The organism is Enterococcus mundtii, assembly GCF_003957375.1.
Lineage (GTDB): Bacteria > Bacillota > Bacilli > Lactobacillales > Enterococcaceae > Enterococcus_B > Enterococcus_B spodopteracolus.
The window spans coordinates 2,042,279-2,062,608 of record NZ_CP025473.1; the positions used below are offsets into that span (position 1 = coordinate 2,042,279).

Below are 20,330 nucleotides of genomic sequence, written 5' to 3' on the forward strand. Positions count from 1 at the left end.
GGAATCCTCAGCTCCCTAGCCCTTTTCTTTTTAGATCTACTGTTCGATTAATCTAACAATGTTTGTGCACCTGTAATGATTGCTAATTTGTAGACATCTTCTTCATTAGCACCACGAGAAAGGTCACTTACTGGTTTGTTCAATCCTTGTAAGATTGGTCCGATTGCTTCAAAGTTACCAAAACGTTGAGCGATCTTGTAGCCAATGTTCCCTGATTGTAATTCAGGGAAGACAAAGACTGTTGCTTGACCTGCCACTTTAGAATCTGGGGCTTTCAATTGTGCGACTGCTGGAACGTAAGAAGCATCAAATTGTAATTCGCCATCGATCGTATATTGAGGTGCTAATTCTTTCGCGATTCTTGTTGCTTCAACCACTTTATCTACTTCAGGAGCTGCTGCAGAACCTTTTGTTGAAAAGCTCATCAATGCGATTTTTGGATCGATATCGAATAGTTCAGCTGTTTTTGCTGATTCCACAGCAATTTCAGCTAATTCTTGTGCGTTTGGATTCACGTTGATCGCACAGTCAGAAAAGACATATTTTTCTTGATCTCTACCGCGAACCATGATCATAGCACCACTTGTACGACTTACACCTGGTTTTGTTTTGATGATTTGTAGTGCTGGACGTACTGTATCTCCGGTTGAATGGATCGCTCCAGAAACCATACCATCAGCAATGCCCATATATGTAAGCATTGTTCCAAAGTAATTGACATCTTTTAAGATTTTTTCTGCTTGTTCTTTTGTTGCTTTTCCATTACGGCGTTCAACAAAAGCTTCGACCATTTCATCCCATTTTTCATAATCATTTGGATTGATGATCGTGAAGTTAGAGGTTTGGATACCACGTGCATTTGCTGCTGCTTCAATTTCTTCTTTGCTACCGATCAAAATCGGTTCAACTAATTCTTCTGCTTTTAAACGTGCTGCTGCTCCTAAAATTCTTGCATCCGTTGCTTCTGGAAACACGATTTTGATGCCGCGACGTACAATTTTAAATCTTAAACTATCAAACAATTCCACAAAATGACCCCCAGTTATTATTATTAACTACCATGATACACTATTATCAAAAAAAAGAACAGTTTTAAATTTCTGTATCAGTCAAATAATGGATAATAATTAAGTTTTTCACATAGCCTGGAAAAACTGCACTATAACAGGAAAGCGCTGTAACACTACACTGTTTTAGGTAGTTGCCAATCAATTGGTGTTTCACCCAGAGCAAGCAATGCATCATTCGTTTTGGAAAATGGTTTTGAGCCAAAAAAACCACGATGTGCCGATAATGGGCTTGGATGTGGAGCTGTTATTATAATGTGTCGACTTTTATCGATCATTTTCATCTTTTCTTGTGCAGGTTTGCCCCAAAGAATAAATACGATCGGTTTTTCTCGTTCATTCAGCTTCTCTATGATCGCATCCGTCAATTGTTCCCAGCCTTTTCCGCGATGAGAATAAGCTTGCCCTTCTCTGACAGTTAGTACCGTATTCAACAGCAGCACACCTTGTTCGGCCCAAGTCACTAAATTCCCATGAGAAACTGGTTCGATCCCTAAGTCATTCTTCAATTCTTTGTAGATATTGACTAGAGACGGTGGTGTTTTCACTCCTGGTTGTACGGAAAAAGAAAGGCCATGCGCTTGATTTGCTCCATGATAAGGGTCTTGTCCTAGAATCACGACTTTGACTTCTTCATAGGGAGTCAGCTCTAATGCTTCATAAACATGATACATATCAGGATGGATTTTTTGAGTTGCATACTCATTTTTTAAAAATATTCTCAATTGCTGATAATAATCTTTTTCAAATTCATCAGCTAGTAATTCTTGCCAACTATTGTGGATGATTTTCTTCAAATTTCCCACCTCCTATTTTCCAGAATAACTCACAAATAATTTGTTAACAAGTTAAAATCTTCCATCTTATCTCGCATTAGTATGTTAAACTAGGAGGGAGAAAAGGAAAGGAACGGTAATCACATGATCAAATTAATTGCCTCTGATATGGACGGCACTTTACTCGATGCACATATGAGTATCTCATCAGAAAATACTGAAGCAATCCGCATGGCAAATGAGTTGGGTATTGAATTTATGGTCGCTACTGGACGTAACGCACAAGAAGCACGAGCAGCCTTAGATGAAGCAGGAATCGATTGTGCGATGATCACTTTGAATGGCGCGCAAGTTTTTGACAGGTCCGGTAAGTCGCTTTTTACAGTGCCAATTCCAAGTCCCCAAGCCATGACAGTCATGGATATTTTAGATGCAAATGGTATTTATTACGAGGTAGCGACAAACCAAGGATTGTATTCGGAAAGCCAACCAAAAAGAATCGAAAGCTTTGCTTCTTCCATTGCGACCCATATGCCCCATTTGACTTATAAAATGGCGATCGCCATGGCGTCAGCCAATCTTGAACTCTTACACATCACTTATGTTGATAGCATTCGCGAATTACTACTTGATGATAAACTTGAAGTCCTAAAAATCATCTGTTTCCATACTGAAGGTCCTCGGATTCTAGGCCCTGTAGGGAAAGAAATCAGTAATTTAGGCGAACTGGCAGTGACCTCTTCTGGTCAAAATAATCTTGAAGTCAACCATAAAAATGCTCAAAAAGGAATCGCAGTTGCTCATGTCGCTCATGAACGAGGGATCACTTTAGATGAAGTCATGACGATCGGTGATAATTTCAATGATGTCAGCATGTTGCAAACCGCCGGCGTTAGTTTCGCTATGGGAAATGCAGAGATCGAAGTCAAAGATTACGCTAAATACTTAACAGACACGAATCTTGAATCGGGTGTTGGCAAAGCCATCTTACGCGCAATCAACGAAAATTTATAGTTGTTTGAAGAAAGAAGGGAACAAATATGTCAGAATTTTTCATTCAGGAAAAACAGCTGAGTCGTGCAACCCGGACGATCGTCAAAGACGAAAAAGGCCAATCACTTTTTTTGATGGTCGGCCGCTGGGGAACGAAAGGCGATGCTTTATCTCTTTATGCCATGAATGGAGATCTAGTCGCTCATATCAAACAAATCAGTCTGACATTTGGGACACGCTTTGAACTTTACAAAGATTTCGAAAAAGTCGGTACGATGCAAAAGATTTTCAATTGGCCAGGAGATTTTTATTATATTCGGCGATTACATTGGACTGTTCAAGGAGATATCTATAACCATCGTTATCAGATCCATCATTTCAATGAACCAATCATGGAAATGGACAAAGCAACCCTCTTTACCGGTGATTATTATGTTCTTGATATCCCTTGTGAAGAAAATGCACCTATCTGTATCTGTATCGCTGCTGTCCTTGATTACTGGCTCTATCGAAAAAACAAAGACAAAGAAACACCTCTTTCTTATCGCTTTGATGTCAACTAAAATAACGAACGCAAGAAATCAACTTGCGCTCGTTTTTTCTTTTACACTTGTTTTCTTCTATAGAAAAGAAGTGTCACTACATAGATAAGTACTGCACCTACCATGATCCACCAATTATTTCTTTCCCCATTTGTTTGAGGGAAAAGCTGTTGATTCTGTGATTGTTCATTCTTGATGGACGGATCATCATTATTGGTGTTTGATTCAACGGCTAGCGCTACTTTATTTTCACGTCTATCGTTCATTTGCATCATACCTGATCCATCGCTTTCAACTGTCCCATCTCCAGTGATAATAGGCTTGTCAGACTCGTTTGTTGATGAAATACTACTAGAACTACTTGTTGTGGTACTTGTATCTGATTGCTTTCCATTTTCACCTGGATAGGTACTGCTTTCACTCGTGCTTGCTTCTGCAATCCTTTCACTTGTGCTTGGTGCTGTACTGCTTTCATTTGTGCTTGCTTCTGTACTGCTTTCATTTGTGCTTGTGCTGTACTGCTTTCACTTGTGCTTGGTGCTGTACTGCTTTCATTTGTGCTTGCTTCTGTACTGCTTTCACTTGTGCTTGGTGCTGTACTGCTTTCATTTGTTGGTGCTGTACTGCTTTCACTTGTGCTTGGTGCTGTACTGCTTTCACTTGTGCTTGGGCTGTACTGCTTTCACTTGTGCTTGTGCTGTACTGCTTTCACTTGTGCTTGGTGCTGTACTGCTTTCACTTGTGCTTGGTGCTGTACTGCTTTCACTTGTGCTTGGTGCTGTACTGCTTTCGCTCGTGCTTGGTGCTGTACTGCTACTTATTGTATCCGTCGTGTCATCATGCGTATTGGTTTCAGTAAAAAATTCATTTGGGTCCCAACGATTTGTTGTAGCATTCAAGATCACATTTTTCCCTATGATCGTTCCATCTTGACTTTGATTGACTGTAATATCCGTACAAGGTGCAATAATCGTCCCTTGGAAAGGCGCATTGATTTCTAGATTTTCTGTTAGATTACCAAAATTCCAAGAAATATTGGCATCAGAAAAATCTTCTGTTTGATGATTGGAACGTTTATTATATTGGATTTGGGATTGTACCGAAAAATTAGTCGGTGCATCTACAACATTGATTACAAGTACTTTTTCCTGAGGATTGTTGATTCGTAAAGGGGTATTCTTTGCCAGAACAGAAGCAGTAACATTGATGACATAGGGCTGATCCCCAACCAGATTTGTACAGTCAATCACACGATTATTCATATCAGGGAAATCATCTGGCGTATATGTTTTTAATGGATCTAACGACATCAACATATTGGATGTCAGCATTAAATTTTCAAACTCTTTGTTGAAATCAATATATTGAGCATCTTCTCGATCTTGATAGAACTCATCCACTGACAAGTGATCCAACTTTGTTCCATTGACCACTATCTTATCATTTTCCGTCGTGATCACATTGTTTGATCCCACAATAAATTTATTCGATCGTTTATCTGAAGCCGCGGTTTCTGCTGAGCTAATAATTGTCTTAACGGATTGTGCATAATTGATCTCTTTATTTAAATCCCCTGTACTGATCGATGTACCGAAGTTATTCGTTGCTGATAGGACACCCGTTGCTACATTCCCCTCTGTATGCGCATTGATGGTCGTTTTTTCTTTTGCGAACACGTGGAACTGAGAAGCAATCCCTAAAACTCCATAATCACCCGTCAAATCATCATAAACACTTCCTGGATCTTGTGGAAGAAATGTCTCAGCCATTGCTTGGAGTGGAAAAAACAAATGGAGAAACAAAACAGATATTAGAGAAAGATTCATAATTTTGTTTTTGAACATTTTTTCATCTCTTTTCTTCGATATATGAAATTTAATAACATAAAAACACTCGTAAGTATATACCTGAAAATCGATAAAATACACATTTTTCTGAAATTATATAGAAAAATTACATTAATTCATACATTCCTCATTTACCATAACGCATAGTATTTATGTTCTTTCACAATTATTTTTGGATTATGTGATATTCCTCACTTTTTTATTAATAAAAAAAGACACACCTTTTCAGGTATGCCTGCATTTTGTTAATCTGGTAAGCTTGATTGAGCAATAAAAACTCACTAGATGATTTTCTTTTGCATATGATCATACAGATGTCCACTGATCGTTCGTTCCCCAATTACTGTGAACCCATGGCGCTCGTACAATTTTCTAGCTTGCGGGTTTTGCTTATCGCAACTTAGTCCAATGACATCGCGGTTTTGTTTTTTGACGATTGGTGGCAAGGCTTCTAACAAAGAGGAACCGATTCCTTGTCCTCTAAATTCTTCTGAAACACAGATAGAATCTAAATACCATTCATCAGGGAATGTTTCTCTATCCGTAAACATTTTTACTTGCTCATAAATGCCATGCTTTTGTAAGATTTTTTCTAACGGTTGGTCGATGATTGGTTCTTCTTCATCTGTATAACCGTAAACGATTCCTGCTACCTTGCCTTCTCGCTCATCAACGATCCCTCTTGTATAGCTGTAACGATAGTCTGGGTCTGTAATAGCTTCTTCCAAGACTTCTAATGTTTTTTCTTCACCGTACTTTAAAAGAAACGGTAGATCCATATCTTTCAATATAACTAAAATAAGCGGAGCGATAGCTGCCGCATCTTCTTTTTTTGCATTACGAATCATTTCTGACACTCCTTTTTTTCATTTTACCATAATGAAATCTCAGAGCAAAACAGCTAATTCAAATAATCTTCAATTTTTTGTGTCACGAAATAACCATTTGAAACGATTGCTTTTGCTTCAAAACGACAGTAGGGGCAAACGATCGGCATCTCTTTTTTTACGTGTTCAACGATATGATTTACTTCTTCATAAGTGAATTTTTTCCCACAGTTTGGACAAACCATTTTTTGCATGATTCCCTCAATCCCTTCTTTGTTTTACACTTTTAGCTTACTCTTATCTAGAAAAAAGAGAAGTGAAACCACTTCTCTTTCAAGCACTGATCAGTACATCTTCTAAACGTTTCGGTCCATCAACGGCTACACAATAATACAATTGACCACTTTTTGTCGTGATTTCCCAACTTTTTGCTTTCCCGTGATGCTTCCCGACTTTATGGACTGCTTCTTTCATTGCTGCCTGTGGATGTTTTACTTGATGGATCGTTTTCAAGTGAAAGAATTGCCCTGGTTCGTTTCGGCTTTTATCAACAACCATCGTCTTTCCTGAGATTGGATTCACTGTGATCACTCGATTGGGAGTATAAAAAATATATTCATACATCTTTTTATTACTTTGGTCTTCGTCTAATTGGTTGAACTGGATACGACTGACTTTCTCTTCATGGTACTCATCTCGCAAAATAGACACTGCCTTTTGCAATGAGATTTGATATTCTTGGTCACTGATGTCATCAAAAGAAAAGTTTGCATCCAATAGTCCTAACGAAGCCGCTAAGCTAACAATGATAGCAATCGATGCTGCAATGATTATTTTTTTCATTCCATTCTCTCCCCGTTTTTTACTAGAATAACAAGAAATAGGAAAGAAAAAAATCGAATGAACGAAAGAAAAAGTGACAAATTTGTTACCTTTATTCGTGTAACTCCAACGGCAATCCGTCTGGATCAAAAAAGAAAGTCATTTTTTCGCCTGTAAAGGTATCGATACGGACTGGTTCAGTTTCAATCCCCAATTCTTGTAATTCCGCGACTGTTTCTTCGATATGTTCCACTTTGAATGCTAAGTGCCTCAAACCACAAGCTTCTGGATAGCTCGGTCTTTTAGGTGCATCTTTGATGCCGAAAATCTCAAGCTCCATATCTCCTAGTTTTAAATCTAACTTATAATCGCCACGGTCTTCTCGATAATTTTCACGAATAACTTCAAAACCTAGCAAATCAACATAAAAAGCACGTGACTTTTGATAATCCGACACAATGATCGCAACATGGTGAACGGTTGTTAAATTCATTCTCACACTTCCAATCTTTTTGTTTCCTTTATCTTATCAGTACTTTTAAACATAGCAAAGATTTTTCTCCCGCTGCACAAAAAAAGAGAGACCACATCAAATGGCCTCTTACTTTTCATCATTTGAAAGTAAATGTTTCTCAGAAAACAATAAAATCGAATAATAACATATATTTTTTTTAAATGAAAGACTAGAAATAAATTTTAAAAGGAATACAATAATTTGTGTCTCTAAAAATAAGAAAGCACTATATATTGTGTTTTAAGGGGTTTTTTATTATGAGTAATTATTTCAGATTTTTGATTCATCAATTGAAAGGCTGGCCACAACAAAATTATTATCTATTCTATTTTAGCCTAGGTTGCCAAGTCATGACACTTGTGAATCAGCCAATCACTTGGTTGTCGATCATTACTTTTATCGGGACAAATCTAGGGGTGTTATGTATTTTATCAATCAATGCCGCTAAATCAGTCAACGGTATTCTAGGAATTCTCTCTGCTATTTGTTTTATCGTTGTTGGCTTTTCTGCCAAAAACTATTTAAGTATCGGCGAACAAATTGCTTATATGGTCACATTGGATATCCCAGTTTTATTAAGTAAAGAATGGAATCATAATATGGCTTCTAAAATTCGAGAATTTAGTGGGAAAAGTTGGTTGATTGCATTAACCGGGACTGTTTTCGTTTACTTGATTTCAGGTTATTTGATTGGTACGTATACAGACGACCCTCGTCCTTGGATCGATGCCATTGCTTTTTCGATCAGTCTTTCTGCCGGAATCATTAGCTTCCTTCGCTACAACAATCAGTATTATTGGTGGCTTGCTTCTGGTCTTGCACAAATGGTCTTATGGTATGTTTCCTATACCCATGGGTCTGCTAGTTTAGCGATGTTTATCAATAGCTCTGTTTACTTGATCAATGATTTATTAGCCTTTACTGTCTCTCCTTGGTACAACAAAAAAGAAAGAGCGCGAATGCAGCGTATGGAAGCAGAATATTTTTCGCACCATGTTTCTTGATGGAAAACACTAAATAACCTTGTACTAGAAATTGGTTTGTTTTCAAACCTCTTACTAAAGCGAGAAAGTCACCCAAAATAGGCTGGGACTTTCCTCACTTATTTCTAGGTATCATCATACCAAGATTCTCTCAGCGATTCGAGTCACCTAAATCAAATCCTTGAGCAACATTCTAATGTCTTCATCCAGCGTTTGTATCACTGATTCCAATTCTTGGAACTTTTTTAATGCAAGCTGTTGTTCTGAAGTAAATACATAGTCTGCTTGTTCATATTCTTGGAGCAAAGAGGCGACGGATTGTTTTTTGATTTTCTTTGCAAGTTCTTGCCATTCAGTTTCTGTCACAGTTTTTGTTGTAGCTTGCTGTTTTTCTTCGCGTTCTTTACGTAAAATCTTTAAAAAACCATTTCTCATCACCCGAGGGATACTGTCGAAAAAGCCAGTTGTAAATCCATAACGCTGATATTGTTGCCAAACAAAATGATAAATTTGCGGTTGGATAAAACGCTGTTCTTTTGCTAATTGATCGACGTCTACAGCTTCATTCTTCGATCCTTCTCGCAGACTAGCGATAAACTCTGCAAAAAAAGCGACAGATGGTTGGCTTGTCTCAACCATTGAAACAGACGACCAATCTTTTTGGAGAAATAGTTGATAATTAGTCAAGAACGCTTCAACGTCTTTAGTCAAATCTTCTGAAAAATCCTCAAATAATGATTTTTTCTCAAGGATTTTTTTCGGCTTTTCTTTTGCCTGATAGCTAACTTGTTGGATGTACTTTTCCATTGCTTGATAGTCTGCCAGATAAATCGGTAACTGGGCATGACGAAATTCGGCGATTCGTGTAGTTCGCTTTTTATCTGGTAAAATCGGTTGTTTCAGTCGGCGATTATGATACAACATTAGACAATATTCTTGCCATAGTCGTTCAGGAAAGGCAATATTTTGTTGTTTCAGCCAGAGGATCTCATCCAGCGCTAGATCCACTTTAGTCATTCCCTGATTGATCGACGCTGCAACTGTTGGACTAACGTGCAAGTGTTCTGCAAAATGATTGATCCCTAGTTTTAATTCCTTCCCCGTTTTAGGGGAACGAACGATATATTGGACTTTCAGTTCACGGCCACATTCACAATAAAGTTTTTGTTGTCTGCGTGATGTGCGATAAAATGGATTGATCTTAAAGTCGGAAAAAATCCAATCCGTTGCTGCTAAATAGTTTTCTTCCAAAAACTGCGAGTGGATCAAATAACGACGATGTTGATCCATGACAACTCGTTGTTGTTTCGTCAATCGTTCATAGATTTCCCATCGTTGGCTACTTGTATATTGTTTGGAGATTTTTATTGGGTAGTGTTGCTTGATTTCTTTTGGGAACCATTCGTCAAAAATTGCTTGCCAACTTTCATTCATACCTTTCACCTGCCTTTCTAAATTAAGAGAGTAAAAATAAATACGTTCAAAGAGCAACAAAAAAGCCGAAAATAATGTGAGCTATTTTCGGCTTTTCGCTTTTTTCATACGTGAAGCTGCGGGTGTGACAGCAGGGTCTTGCACTTGCTGTTGGAGGTCAGCTTCTGGAACACCATTTATCTGGTTGTAGGGGCACAAGATAACGATTGTCCTAGATCTCATCTACCACTTGCTTCGCTTCAGCAAACTCTCAGTGAGTTGTTCCTGCGTTACCTGAAATATCTTCTTTGTTGTTTACTGCTGCTTCTACCGCATAAGTCAATGAAGCCGCAATATCATCAAGTGACATTGCCGGTGTCCCTACAGGGCGATCGATGACTTGATCTGGTGAGAATGGCACATGGATAAAGCCTCCACGAATCGTTGGGAACTCTGTTTCAATCAAGTGTAATAATCGATACATGATGTCGTTGCATACAAACGTACCAGCTGTATAAGAAATATAGGCTGGTAAACCATGTTCGTGTACATTTTTTGTCATTGCTTTGATTGGTAATGAAGTAAAGTAAGCAGCTGGGCCGTCTGCTTCTAACGGCGTATCAAAGGGCTGGTTGCCTTCATTATCTGCAATACGTGCTTCAGCTAGATTGATTGCTACACGTTCAAAAGAAATCGCTGAACGTCCACCTGCTTGACCAACACAAATCACGATTTCAGGTTGATGTTCTTGGATTGCTTCTTTTACGACTTGACCACTTTTACCAAAAACAGTGGGAACTTCTAATTTGATGATTTCTGCACCGGCAATCTCAGACGGCATTTTTTTGACTGCTTCATAGGCAGGATTTACTTTATCTCCACCAAATGGATCAAAACCAGTTACGAGTACTTTCATTTTTCATTCCTCCATTATTCTATAAAATGATGCGTCCCATTCATCCTTCAAAGATCTATCTAAACATTAAAATTTGATTGTTTCTCACGCGTGTATTTAGTACTTTCAGTGAGTCATTCTTATTAGAAGGACTCAGTGTCTATCTATTTTAACAAAAAATAGTCAATAATGAAATGCTTAGCTGTTCAGAAAAAGAATCAATCTTCTCCATATTTTATGGAAATCATTGATTCTTTTTCGCTCAAGATACTATTTAAATAAAATCATATAGACGATTTGGAAAACCAGCATGAATACAGCAACAAATAGTTGATTCTTGATCACGCCGTATTTATCTTTCATTTCTAACATCGCCACTGGTACTACGTTAAAGTTAGCAGCCATCGGTGTCAACAACGTCCCACAGAAACCGCATGTCAACGCGACCATACCGATCAATGCTGGATTAGCCCCTTGACTAAAGACAAAAGGCGCACCGATTCCGACTGTCATGACGGTGATTGCCGCAAAAGCATTCCCCATGATCACTGTAAATAGAACCATGCCTAGCGCATAGATGATGATACCAATATTGACATTTCCTTCTGGAACGATCGTACCGACAGCACTAGAAATCACGGTACCAACACCTGCACTCGTGAAGACCGCACCTAACGAAGCTAAGAGCATCGGTAACATACTTAAAGGACCGACTGTACCTAACATGTCTGAAGCATCATCCAAGAAAGTCGTTGGGCGATTATCTCTTGAAAAGAACATCAAGATCAACATTGCTACAAATACCCCAACACCTACACCGACTAAAGCACCTAAATCAGTGAATAGTGCGAATAAAATGGCAAAGATCCCAATACTCAATGCCGGAATAAAGATTTTCATCCCTAATTTATCTGACATTTTTTCCATGTATTCTTTTGATGGCAAACGACTTGCACCTTTACTTACCCTTTTTGTGATTGCTGGGATCGTCATCGCGAAAATCAAGATTCCGTTGTAAGTTGGAGATATCCAACGTCCAGCAGAAATCACGACTCCTAAAACTGTCCAGAAAAAGGCAGAACCAAATCGATGAGGGTTACTCTTATCAAAGGCATTACGAAGGCCCGTATAAATCAAGACTAATCCCATCAAGATATATAAGATTTCCAATAATTTTTCACTTAACAATATTTCAGAATTTGTAAAAAAGTTCAAAAAATCCATCTTATTTCTCCTTTCCTGAATAGTATTTCTTCGCTAATTTCTTTTCTTTTAGATAAAAATAGACACTCGCCACGACTAGAGCTGTGATTGCGACTGGTATTTGCACCAATGCCAACTGACCAAGAGTTACCTCGTAGCCTAAGTCTTTTAATGTGGATTGTACTAATAAAGCACCGGCTCCACCGATAAATAGTACTTGACCAAAGAACCAACAAATATTTTCCATTGCTGAAGACATTCCTTTTAATTCCTCTTCATGTTCCGGATTGACGGTTAATCCTTTTGATTCAACGGTACCTAACGCCATTGGCATGATGATTGGACGTACAAAGCCGGCCACCCCACCAAAGCTGACATTGAAAGCTGCAAAGATCATTCGGAAAACACCATAAATATCGATGATCATTCCAGCGGATACCTTCTTGAAACGTTTGATCAACGTTGCAGCAGATTCCTTCAGACCATTGCGTTCTAACGTACCAGTTGCTAACATAATAATAATAAAAATTGCCATTCCTCGGTTATTTACAAAACTTGTACCTAAAGTTTCCAGCATACCTTCAAGTCCTAATCCACCAGTAAATGCGGTCACGACTAACGCAACCATAACGATCAAGATCGAATCTAACTTGAAAGCAAAACCAAGAATAACAATCAGTACGCCTAAAAGGCTAAGATAATTTTCCATCTGTTTTCCTCCTAAAAATTACATGATATTTTTTCATTATAAAATAAAATTGATTGAAAATATAGAGAATTCTTACAAAAAAAATAATATATTTCAAAAATTCTGTCAATTCTATAACAACAAATGACTTGAATTCTTATTTATACTGCCAATTTTCTTGAACTACATAACCTTCTTTGCCTCTAGCTAAGGGATCAAAACTGTAATGTTTGAAACAAAACCTAAAAACAAATGAGACATGTTTGGGACATTAGTCCTCTCCCCTAAAATCGAATAAACGACAGGAACTGAAGGAATCTCTTCAAAAAACAAGGCACCATCCACAAGAATTTGAAGAATAATTTTTGTGGTTGGTGCCTTATTTCTTGAGGCTGAACACTTCTGTCCAGATCTCGCCTCATTTGTTTCTTAATGAATAAAAGAAAGAATCAAATAAATGATCCACAGATGTAACGGATAAAACAAGTAAAAAAAGTATTTGTCGAATGCGCGTCCGGTTCCACCTAGTTTTCCATTATAAAGTATGATAAATGGGATGACGGTGACCATCATAAATTCATTATCAAACGTTAAAAATTGATACAATGATTGATAATCAGGCATTTGTGTGTAGGTTAAAATTGCTAGACAAAATAAAATCAGCGTATAAACAAAAATACCTAGAATCAATTTCCCTCGTTCTTTTTTCTCGCGGAAGAAATACATCAGCAACAACATTGGAACTAAATACAGACCACCTTCTGAAAAAGCAATCGTGATCATGACCAATAAAAGTGCTACTGCTACGAGCATTCCTTTTATTGTAGAAAGAAGCCACATCAAACAAAACAGCAAAAATAATGTCAAAAAGATATTATGTGGACCTAAAAATAAATAATAGTTTGGCTGATGATTATATTCATTGATGTAATTTCCTGTTAATAAATGATAGATGATATTTCCAATCGCTACTACGAATGCAGCTATTCCTAATCGTTTCGCATACTGATATTTACTATGCGTATACTTGAAACCTTCAACTAATAAAAATACAAATAATGGCGCAACAAAACGTCCCAACCACGAGACCCAACTTGGCAACCCCAATTGCATCCCGAAATAACTGTTGATATGATCAACGACCATAAAAACAATTGCTATCCATTTTAATTGATAGCTCGTCAACCCTTTCACTCTCATATATTCCCTCCATTTTTTTATGCCTCAAGAAATAAGTATAGCCAATCGCCACCTATTTCGACCATCTTTCTCTCAACCTTTTCTCTTACAAAATTGTTTGTTTGGATCATCATTAAAACAATATCTGCCTCAATGTGTCAAAATGTGACAACGTAAACATTCCTTTTCACTGAAATGAAACGAACAATCGCGGAAAAACGTTGCGAGAAAGTCACGTATCGTTTTCATCGAAGAAACGGCGAACAGGCAATATGAAAAAACACCTAAGAAATGACCTGAATCGGGTCGATCTCTTAGATGCTTTAGGGTGATACAAAAGAATGGTTTTCAACTTTTATGAGTTTTATAAATGCAATACCCCAGTTGTAAATAATGCCAATGCCGCTACTCCAAAAATCGAGACTAACGAAAGCAATAAATAATCAAGTTTTGTCTGTGGAACAGCTTGCTGTTTTTCTTTTCTTGCTTTGAGGTAAAATAAGATACCTGGTAAAAATAATACAAGAACGAGCATCACTTCATTGAAAGCAACAAATAGCATTGCCCAGATTTGAAAAGCACTTGCTAATGAGCCAACCAAGAATTGGACCCATTCTTTTCTTTGATAAGATAGTTTCATTTGATATAATCCTAAGAACAACCACGTAAAGAAAATCGCTGCTGTTCCAAGGGTATAAGCAAAGTTATAGGCACTATCTGTAAACAGTAGCGAAAGCAAAAAGATATTTGTACATAAAGTCGTTAATACGATTGCATATGTCGGTGCGCCCTTTTTATTGACTTTCCCCCAACGCGCTGGCAATAAGCCGTCATCTGCCATATTGCGCATCGTTTCAATGGGTAAAATCGTCCAAGATAACCATACACCGACCAAGGAAATGATCAGTCCACCATTGATCACGACAGCTCCCCATTTACCAACCATCATCTCAAACACATAGCCCATTGCTGGCTGCGTTTGGATAGTTTGGAGCTCTTCCATCGTCATTGTACCGTAAGGCAACATCGAAACTAAAACATAGATCACGATCAATCCAAAAATTCCTAAGATCGTGGCTTTTCCGACATCTGATTTTTTCTTTGCTCGTGAACCAACCACAGATGCACCTTCAATTCCAACAAATACCCAAAGCATCACCATGATACAACTTAGGATTTGACTTGAGAAAGGAATCGGCTGGCCATTGGCATTCAAGATGATATCACTTGAAAAATTATTGATGAATTGTTGCAATGAGAACGTGCTGATAGCAACAATAATAAATAAAAATAGCGGAACTAATTTACAAATTGTCACGATTGCATTGACGTAACTGGCATTTTCAACTCCTCGATTGACGAGCCAAGCATATCCCCATAAAAATATAGTACTGACGATGACCGAGGCGACATTTTGTCCCCCATCGAATACTGGAAAGAAATAGCCCAACGCACTCATCAATAGCGTAGCAAATGCCACGTTTCCTAACCAGCAGGTCAGCCAATAGCCCCACCCACTGATGAATCCCGAAAATCGACCAAAGCCAGCTTCGGCATAACTAAAAATACCACCTTCTAATTCTGGACGTTTCTTATTGATATTATTGATTGACAAAGAGAGCATCATCATGGACGTCCCAACTAATACCCAGCTGAACAGTGCTGGGCCACCAGCCGATCCTGAGATGTCGGTCATAATACCGAAAACGCCACCTCCAATCGCTGATCCAATCACTAAGGCCGCTAGTGGGATCAATCCAATACCTTTTTTCTGTTGCTCTGTGTCCATGTACGCATCCTCCAAAATAAACCGCTTTTATGCAAAGTATAGCAAAACTTCGTTTCATTTATTTTTTTCTAAAAAATTCTAATTGAAATTTAATTGTAACTATTTTTTTCTAATTATACAAGGAAAGCGACCGCTTCTCTTCCTCTTCTTCTCTACCCAAAAAACAAAAAAATGCTATACTGGATAAGAATGATTGGAGGACGATATCATGAATATCTTATATATCTCAATTTCTGGTAATACCCGAGGATTCGTCAAAAAATTAGCAGCATTTGCTGTGGAACAACATGAAAAAGATGCTTCACTTCCCTTAGTCCACCTGAAAGAGATCCATGAGAATAGCGATTTTGAAAAAGAAACCACATCTTTCTTTGTGTTTGTGCCAACCTATCTAGAAGGAGGCAATGGCATTGACAGTGGTGACCAAGAGATTTTGACAGAAACCATGCGAGAATACTTGGAATATCAAGAAAATCATGCGCTTTGTCTTGGTGTTGTCGGTAGCGGAAATAAAAACTTTAACTATCAATATTGTTTGACAGCGAAACAATATGCTGAACAATTCGGCTTTCCTATGATAGAAGATTATGAATTACGTGGCACACCAATAGATGTTGAAAGAATCTACCATGCCTTAGTTCAACGATATAGAGCTTAATAAAAAGCGCAAAATCAAAGGATTTTGCGCTTTTTATTATTTTACACTTTCAACATCCATCACGGGTGTTTTTGCTGTTGCTTCACCTGTATGTGTTAAAACAAACGTTAAGACATGTTCCATATTTGTCAGGAGTACCATCATAGCAGTTTCTTTTCCTGCCTCTTTGATTGCAGCTAGATCTACGTCCGCTATCATCGTATCTTTTGTGACAACTTGTCCTTCACTCACTTTTATATCAAATGGTGTTCCACCTAGTTCCACAGTATTGACTCCCATGTGGATTAATATCTCTAACCCATCAGCTGTTGTTAATCCGATGGCATGTTTCGTTGGGAAAATAGAGCTGATGATCCCAGAAGTTGGCGCATAGATATGACCATTCGTTGGTTCAACAAAATACCCTTCGCCCATCATCTTTTGAGCAAATACAGGATCACTCGCTTGTTCGATTGATTGCACTGTACCATCTGCTACTGCACATAATTGCACGGCTTGTGTTTGATTTGTTGAACCAGTACTTGATACTGTATAAACAGGTGCTTCTTCTGCTAATTCTTCTTTCGCTAATTGTTCTTTAGGAATTCCGAAAAAGAAAGTAGCTAAAAATCCGCCCGCATAAGCAGCTAATAATCCAAGGACGTAGCCAAACCATTTGCCATCTGAAATCAAAGGAATCAACGCTGCGCCAGAAGGTCCAATAGCAATGGCCCCAATATTCCCGATCAAGCCGATCACCGCACCACCGATACCGCCTCCAATACAAGCAGTAATGAATGGACGACCTAAAGGCAATGTTACACCATAGATCAATGGTTCACCAATCCCTAAAATCCCTACAGGTAGCGCACCTTTGATCATTTCAGTCAGTTCTTTGTCTTTCTTACAACGTACCCATAAAGCAAGCGCAGCACCAACTTGTCCAGCTCCTGCCATTGCTAAAATAGGCAATAATAATGTACGTCCTGTTTCATCGATCATTTGCACATGGATCGGAGTCAATATTTGATGCAGACCAAACATGACCATCGGTAAGAATAATGTACCTAATACAAATCCTGAGAAGGCGCCACCCACACTAAGTACCCAATTGATCCCTCCTACCATACCATCCGAGATAAAACCAGCTAATGGCATGATCAAGAAAATCTCGATCAACCCGATGGCAATCAATGAAAGTGTTGGTGTCACAATGATGTCTACTGCATCAGGAACGATTTTGTGTAATTTCTTTTCAACGATCGAAAGCAACCAGACCGCAAAAATCACACCGATGATCCCACCTTGTCCGGCAGCAAGTGGTGTCCCAGTAAACAGGTTTGTCAAAGGAGCTTCCAGATTCATCCCCGTCAACATGACAACCGCACCGATCACTCCACCCAGTGTTGGCGTTGCACCAAATACTTGAGCGGCATTGATCCCAGTATAGATGACAAGATAACTAAACATCCCATTTTTAAGAATGTTCATGATATCGATGTACTGTTGCCATGACGCCCCGTCAATAGTTCCCGCAGTGACAAGGTTTGTCAATACCGCAGCGATTCCTGCAACGATCCCTGTACCAACAAAAGCTGGTATCATTGGGACAAATATATTCGAGATATCTTTTAAAATCGATTTGATTTTTGAGGGTTTTTGTTTTGATTTTTGTGCGTTCTTCATCTCTTGGGCACGTTCGTTGACCTTGTCTTTCCCTGATAAACCAGTTGTAGCATTAGGGGTTCCAGGAATTTTTTCACCTAGTTTGACTCCTGCTTGGTCAACCATTTCTTGTGCGACTTTGTTTACTTTCCCTGGTCCGATGATTACTTGTAACTGTTCATCCTCAACTACCCCTAACACGCCCGGTATCGCTTTCAATTTCGCTACGTCGACCAACGATTCATCAATGACCTTCATTCGAACCCGTGTCATGCAATGGACAACGCTGTCTACGTTGCCCATGCCACCAGCCCCAGCATAAATTTGTTTTGCCAGTTCTGTCAAAGTCAATTCATTTTTTGCCATTTTCTTTTCCCCCTTACAACGTTCGTTTTACAAAGCCGTCTGCCTCAGCTAGTTTTCTTTTTGCTGTCTCTTTGTCACTATTCGTCAATAACATAACGATCGCTAGTTTAACATTTTGTTCCGCTTCATAAAAGTATTTTTCTGCTGTTTCATAATCCACTTCTGTTGCTTCCATGATGATTCGCTTTGAACGTTCGACTAATTTGTCATTTGTTGGCTTGACATCGACCATTAGATTATTGAATACTTTTCCGATACCGATCATACTGATTGTAGAAATCATATTTAAAATCAATTTCTGTGCAGTTCCAGATTTTAAACGTGTCGAACCTGTTAAAAATTCTGGTCCGGCATCTACCTCAATAGGAAAATCAGCATGTTGACTGATCTCAGCCTCTTTGTTACAAGAAATCGTTGCTGTCTTTGCGCCGATTGAACGAGCATAGTCTAAGCCACCAATCACATAAGGTGTGCGACCGCTAGCAGCGATACCTACAACCAAATCATTTTCCGTCAAATCCAACTGGATCAAATCTTCTTTCCCTAACTCAAGTGAATCCTCTGCACCTTCAACTGCGACAGTCATAGCCGCTTCACCACCTGCAATCAAACCAACGACCATTTCAGGCTCTACACCAAATGTAGGAACACACTCGGCTGCATCCAGCACACCCAATCGTCCACTTGTGCCAGCGCCCATGTAGATCAAGCGTCCATTTTTTTTGAAAGAAACAATCGCGGCTTCAATCACTGGTTCAATACTTGATAGTTCTTTTGCGACAGCTGCTGCCACTTCATGATCTTCTTGGTTCATCAAGCGAGCGGCTTCAGAAACACTCATCTCATCCAAACCAAATGTCTTTTGATTTCTACGTTCCGTTGTTAATTTATCTAAATCAATCGTCATTTCTCAATTCCTTCTTTACATTTAAATTTATAAATCATTCCTGCATGGATTTGTTGGATCAATGGCAAATCAACCGAGATTACTCGTGCCACACAATTGACTTTTTCATCTGCTGGTAAATCTTCTTTCATTAGTTGGATTTCACCCATATAGCGAAGATACGCTTCATTATCTAACGTGACCGTACCTGTTTTCCGTTCATCTGTTAGTCGAGCAGGAATAGGAGGGATTTCTCTAAATCGTGCGTCTGCACTACGTACCACAGCTTTAGCTTCATCTTGTCGATTCGTATGTGTACCTAAAATGATTGGTCCAAATGTTGGGTCCAACAATGTCACATGCAATAAGATACCACCCGTTTCTTTATAATACGAAAATTGTTCCTGCGTGGTCAGCGATAGCCCACCGTCACCAATATAGATCAGATCAGTTCCACATGAAGCTAAGTCTAGCGCTGCTGCCAAAGGATGTTGGTAACGATGTTCCTCCAATGTTGGAAGTCCTTTGTATAAAGGCCCTCTCAACACTTCATCTCCTGGTACAAATCCTTGAATCGTAAATCCTTGTTCTGCTAACCATTGATTTTTTCTTTGGTACCACGATTTGTCTAACCCTGTTTCTGGGCGCGGATAATAATTGTGCCAAGCTTCCATCTGAGTAAAATCAGCACCTGCTTCTTTTAATTCTTGTACATCTTGTTCAGTGATCGTGCTTGCATTCAAACTGATTTTCAATTGATGAGACCACTTCGCAATCTGTTGGTTCGACAGGTGATAATCCATCCGCAGACCTGTCACACCAATCTCTTTTAATGGCTCAAGATTTTCTAAGGAGAACCCTGCCAACTCTAATGCCTTACCCGATATATCTACCATCAACTCTAATCCGGTTGCTTTTGCTTCTTGGCCAAGTTCCGTCAAACGCCTTTTATAAGCTGAAGGATCATCTTCTGGAATATGCATGGATGTAAAGATGCCAATAAATCCCTTCTCCGCCATTTCATGGATATACGTTTTTGTTTCTTCAGACAACTCTTGATTCATAAATACAGAAAAACCAAACATGTACTGTCCCCCTTACCATGTATCCGCATTCATTCATAAATTGATTATACTTCTTATGAAATAATTTTTCAACATAAATATTAAATATATTAAATTTCATTTCTTGGAGGTGTAAAAAACCTAATCCATGAATTCATCTAAGTAGTCAATACA

Annotated in this window: 24 protein-coding genes; 4 read left to right on the forward strand and 20 right to left on the reverse strand. The window is 38.6% G+C overall.

What is annotated here, in order from left to right:
* Positions 1-47: 47 nt before the first annotated feature.
* Entirely contained in the window at positions 48-1,028 is a 981-nt protein-coding gene (gene pta / locus CYK55_RS09945; protein WP_010734762.1) for a phosphate acetyltransferase, read from the reverse strand.
* Between the two features lie 155 nt (positions 1,029-1,183).
* On the reverse strand, positions 1,184-1,864 hold the full coding sequence (locus CYK55_RS09950; protein WP_034690265.1) for a uracil-DNA glycosylase: 681 nt from the start codon (positions 1,862-1,864) through the stop codon (positions 1,184-1,186).
* 123 nt (positions 1,865-1,987) lie between these two features.
* Between CYK55_RS09950 and CYK55_RS09955 the strand changes: the two genes are divergently transcribed.
* Entirely contained in the window at positions 1,988-2,857 is an 870-nt protein-coding gene (locus CYK55_RS09955; protein WP_034690263.1) for a Cof-type HAD-IIB family hydrolase, read from the forward strand.
* A gap of 26 nt (positions 2,858-2,883) precedes the next feature.
* Positions 2,884-3,399 carry an LURP-one-related/scramblase family protein gene (locus CYK55_RS09960; RefSeq protein ID WP_034690260.1) on the forward strand — a complete coding sequence of 172 codons (516 nt, stop codon included), beginning with the start codon at positions 2,884-2,886 and terminating at the stop codon, positions 3,397-3,399.
* A gap of 41 nt (positions 3,400-3,440) precedes the next feature.
* Here the strand turns inward: CYK55_RS09960 and CYK55_RS13585 are convergent, their stop codons facing one another.
* From CYK55_RS13585 to CYK55_RS09985, 8 genes are all read right to left on the reverse strand, one after another.
* Positions 3,441-3,644, reverse strand: a complete 204-nt coding sequence (locus CYK55_RS13585; protein ID WP_206437466.1) for an LPXTG cell wall anchor domain-containing protein — start codon at positions 3,642-3,644, stop codon at positions 3,441-3,443.
* Positions 3,645-3,649: 5 nt separating this feature from the next.
* Positions 3,650-3,880 carry a hypothetical protein gene (locus CYK55_RS13590; RefSeq protein ID WP_206437467.1) on the reverse strand — a complete coding sequence of 77 codons (231 nt, stop codon included), beginning with the start codon at positions 3,878-3,880 and terminating at the stop codon, positions 3,650-3,652.
* The gene (locus CYK55_RS13595; RefSeq protein WP_206437468.1) at positions 3,877-4,038 is read right to left on the reverse strand and encodes a hypothetical protein; all 162 of its coding nucleotides are present in this window, start codon (positions 4,036-4,038) and stop codon (positions 3,877-3,879) included. Before CYK55_RS13595 ends, CYK55_RS13590 begins: the two co-directional genes overlap by 4 nt.
* The gene (locus tag CYK55_RS09965) at positions 4,035-5,222 is read right to left on the reverse strand and encodes a hypothetical protein (protein ID WP_206437481.1); all 1,188 of its coding nucleotides are present in this window, start codon (positions 5,220-5,222) and stop codon (positions 4,035-4,037) included. The genes CYK55_RS13595 and CYK55_RS09965 overlap by 4 nt, the downstream gene beginning before the upstream one ends.
* 284 nt (positions 5,223-5,506) lie before the next feature.
* On the reverse strand, positions 5,507-6,073 hold the full coding sequence (locus CYK55_RS09970) for a GNAT family N-acetyltransferase (protein ID WP_034690731.1): 567 nt from the start codon (positions 6,071-6,073) through the stop codon (positions 5,507-5,509).
* Between the two features lie 53 nt (positions 6,074-6,126).
* Positions 6,127-6,306, reverse strand: a complete 180-nt coding sequence (locus CYK55_RS09975; RefSeq protein ID WP_034690733.1) for a hypothetical protein — start codon at positions 6,304-6,306, stop codon at positions 6,127-6,129.
* A 79-nt stretch (positions 6,307-6,385) separates the two neighbouring features.
* Entirely contained in the window at positions 6,386-6,895 is a 510-nt protein-coding gene (locus tag CYK55_RS09980) for a hypothetical protein (protein ID WP_034690735.1), read from the reverse strand.
* Positions 6,896-6,986: 91 nt separating this feature from the next.
* Positions 6,987-7,367 carry an SMU1112c/YaeR family gloxylase I-like metalloprotein gene (locus tag CYK55_RS09985; protein WP_034690737.1) on the reverse strand — a complete coding sequence of 127 codons (381 nt, stop codon included), beginning with the start codon at positions 7,365-7,367 and terminating at the stop codon, positions 6,987-6,989.
* A 278-nt stretch (positions 7,368-7,645) separates the two neighbouring features.
* Here CYK55_RS09985 and pnuC point away from each other — a divergent pair, with 278 nt between their 5' ends.
* A complete protein-coding gene (pnuC, locus tag CYK55_RS09990) occupies positions 7,646-8,392 on the forward strand; it encodes a nicotinamide riboside transporter PnuC (protein WP_010734751.1) in 747 nt (248 codons plus the stop codon).
* 147 nt (positions 8,393-8,539) lie between these two features.
* On the opposite strand, the gene CYK55_RS09995 is transcribed toward pnuC, so the two are convergent.
* From CYK55_RS09995 to CYK55_RS10020, 7 genes are all read right to left on the reverse strand, one after another.
* Positions 8,540-9,805, reverse strand: a complete 1,266-nt coding sequence (locus tag CYK55_RS09995) for a hypothetical protein (protein ID WP_034690739.1) — start codon at positions 9,803-9,805, stop codon at positions 8,540-8,542.
* Positions 9,806-9,886: 81 nt separating this feature from the next.
* Positions 9,887-10,027, reverse strand: a complete 141-nt coding sequence (locus CYK55_RS13515; protein WP_161633747.1) for a hypothetical protein — start codon at positions 10,025-10,027, stop codon at positions 9,887-9,889.
* Between the two features lie 28 nt (positions 10,028-10,055).
* Positions 10,056-10,700 (reverse strand): pyroglutamyl-peptidase I, encoded by a 645-nt coding sequence (gene pcp / locus CYK55_RS10000; RefSeq protein WP_010734749.1) that lies wholly within the window; start codon positions 10,698-10,700, stop codon positions 10,056-10,058.
* Between the two features lie 249 nt (positions 10,701-10,949).
* Positions 10,950-11,894 (reverse strand): DUF979 domain-containing protein, encoded by a 945-nt coding sequence (locus CYK55_RS10005; RefSeq protein ID WP_034690753.1) that lies wholly within the window; start codon positions 11,892-11,894, stop codon positions 10,950-10,952.
* 10 nt (positions 11,895-11,904) lie between these two features.
* Entirely contained in the window at positions 11,905-12,591 is a 687-nt protein-coding gene (locus CYK55_RS10010; protein WP_023520114.1) for a DUF969 domain-containing protein, read from the reverse strand.
* 408 nt (positions 12,592-12,999) lie between these two features.
* A complete protein-coding gene (locus CYK55_RS10015) occupies positions 13,000-13,770 on the reverse strand; it encodes a TraX family protein (protein ID WP_126134257.1) in 771 nt (256 codons plus the stop codon).
* A gap of 343 nt (positions 13,771-14,113) precedes the next feature.
* Positions 14,114-15,538 (reverse strand): basic amino acid/polyamine antiporter, encoded by a 1,425-nt coding sequence (locus CYK55_RS10020; protein ID WP_034690746.1) that lies wholly within the window; start codon positions 15,536-15,538, stop codon positions 14,114-14,116.
* Positions 15,539-15,746: 208 nt separating this feature from the next.
* Here CYK55_RS10020 and nrdI point away from each other — a divergent pair, with 208 nt between their 5' ends.
* Positions 15,747-16,196 (forward strand): class Ib ribonucleoside-diphosphate reductase assembly flavoprotein NrdI, encoded by a 450-nt coding sequence (gene nrdI, locus CYK55_RS10025; protein ID WP_034690749.1) that lies wholly within the window; start codon positions 15,747-15,749, stop codon positions 16,194-16,196.
* A 36-nt stretch (positions 16,197-16,232) separates the two neighbouring features.
* On the opposite strand, the gene CYK55_RS10030 is transcribed toward nrdI, so the two are convergent.
* The 3 genes from CYK55_RS10030 to CYK55_RS10040 are packed head-to-tail and all read right to left on the reverse strand — an operon-like array spanning position 16,233 to position 20,177.
* Positions 16,233-18,206: a glucose PTS transporter subunit IIA gene (locus CYK55_RS10030; protein ID WP_126134258.1), complete on the reverse strand. Its 1,974-nt coding sequence runs from the start codon at positions 18,204-18,206 to the stop codon at positions 16,233-16,235.
* Positions 18,207-18,219: 13 nt separating this feature from the next.
* Positions 18,220-19,113, reverse strand: a complete 894-nt coding sequence (gene murQ, locus CYK55_RS10035; protein WP_126134259.1) for an N-acetylmuramic acid 6-phosphate etherase — start codon at positions 19,111-19,113, stop codon at positions 18,220-18,222.
* Positions 19,110-20,177 (reverse strand): DUF871 domain-containing protein, encoded by a 1,068-nt coding sequence (locus CYK55_RS10040; RefSeq protein WP_034686693.1) that lies wholly within the window; start codon positions 20,175-20,177, stop codon positions 19,110-19,112. Before CYK55_RS10040 ends, murQ begins: the two co-directional genes overlap by 4 nt.
* Positions 20,178-20,330 lie beyond the last annotated feature (153 nt).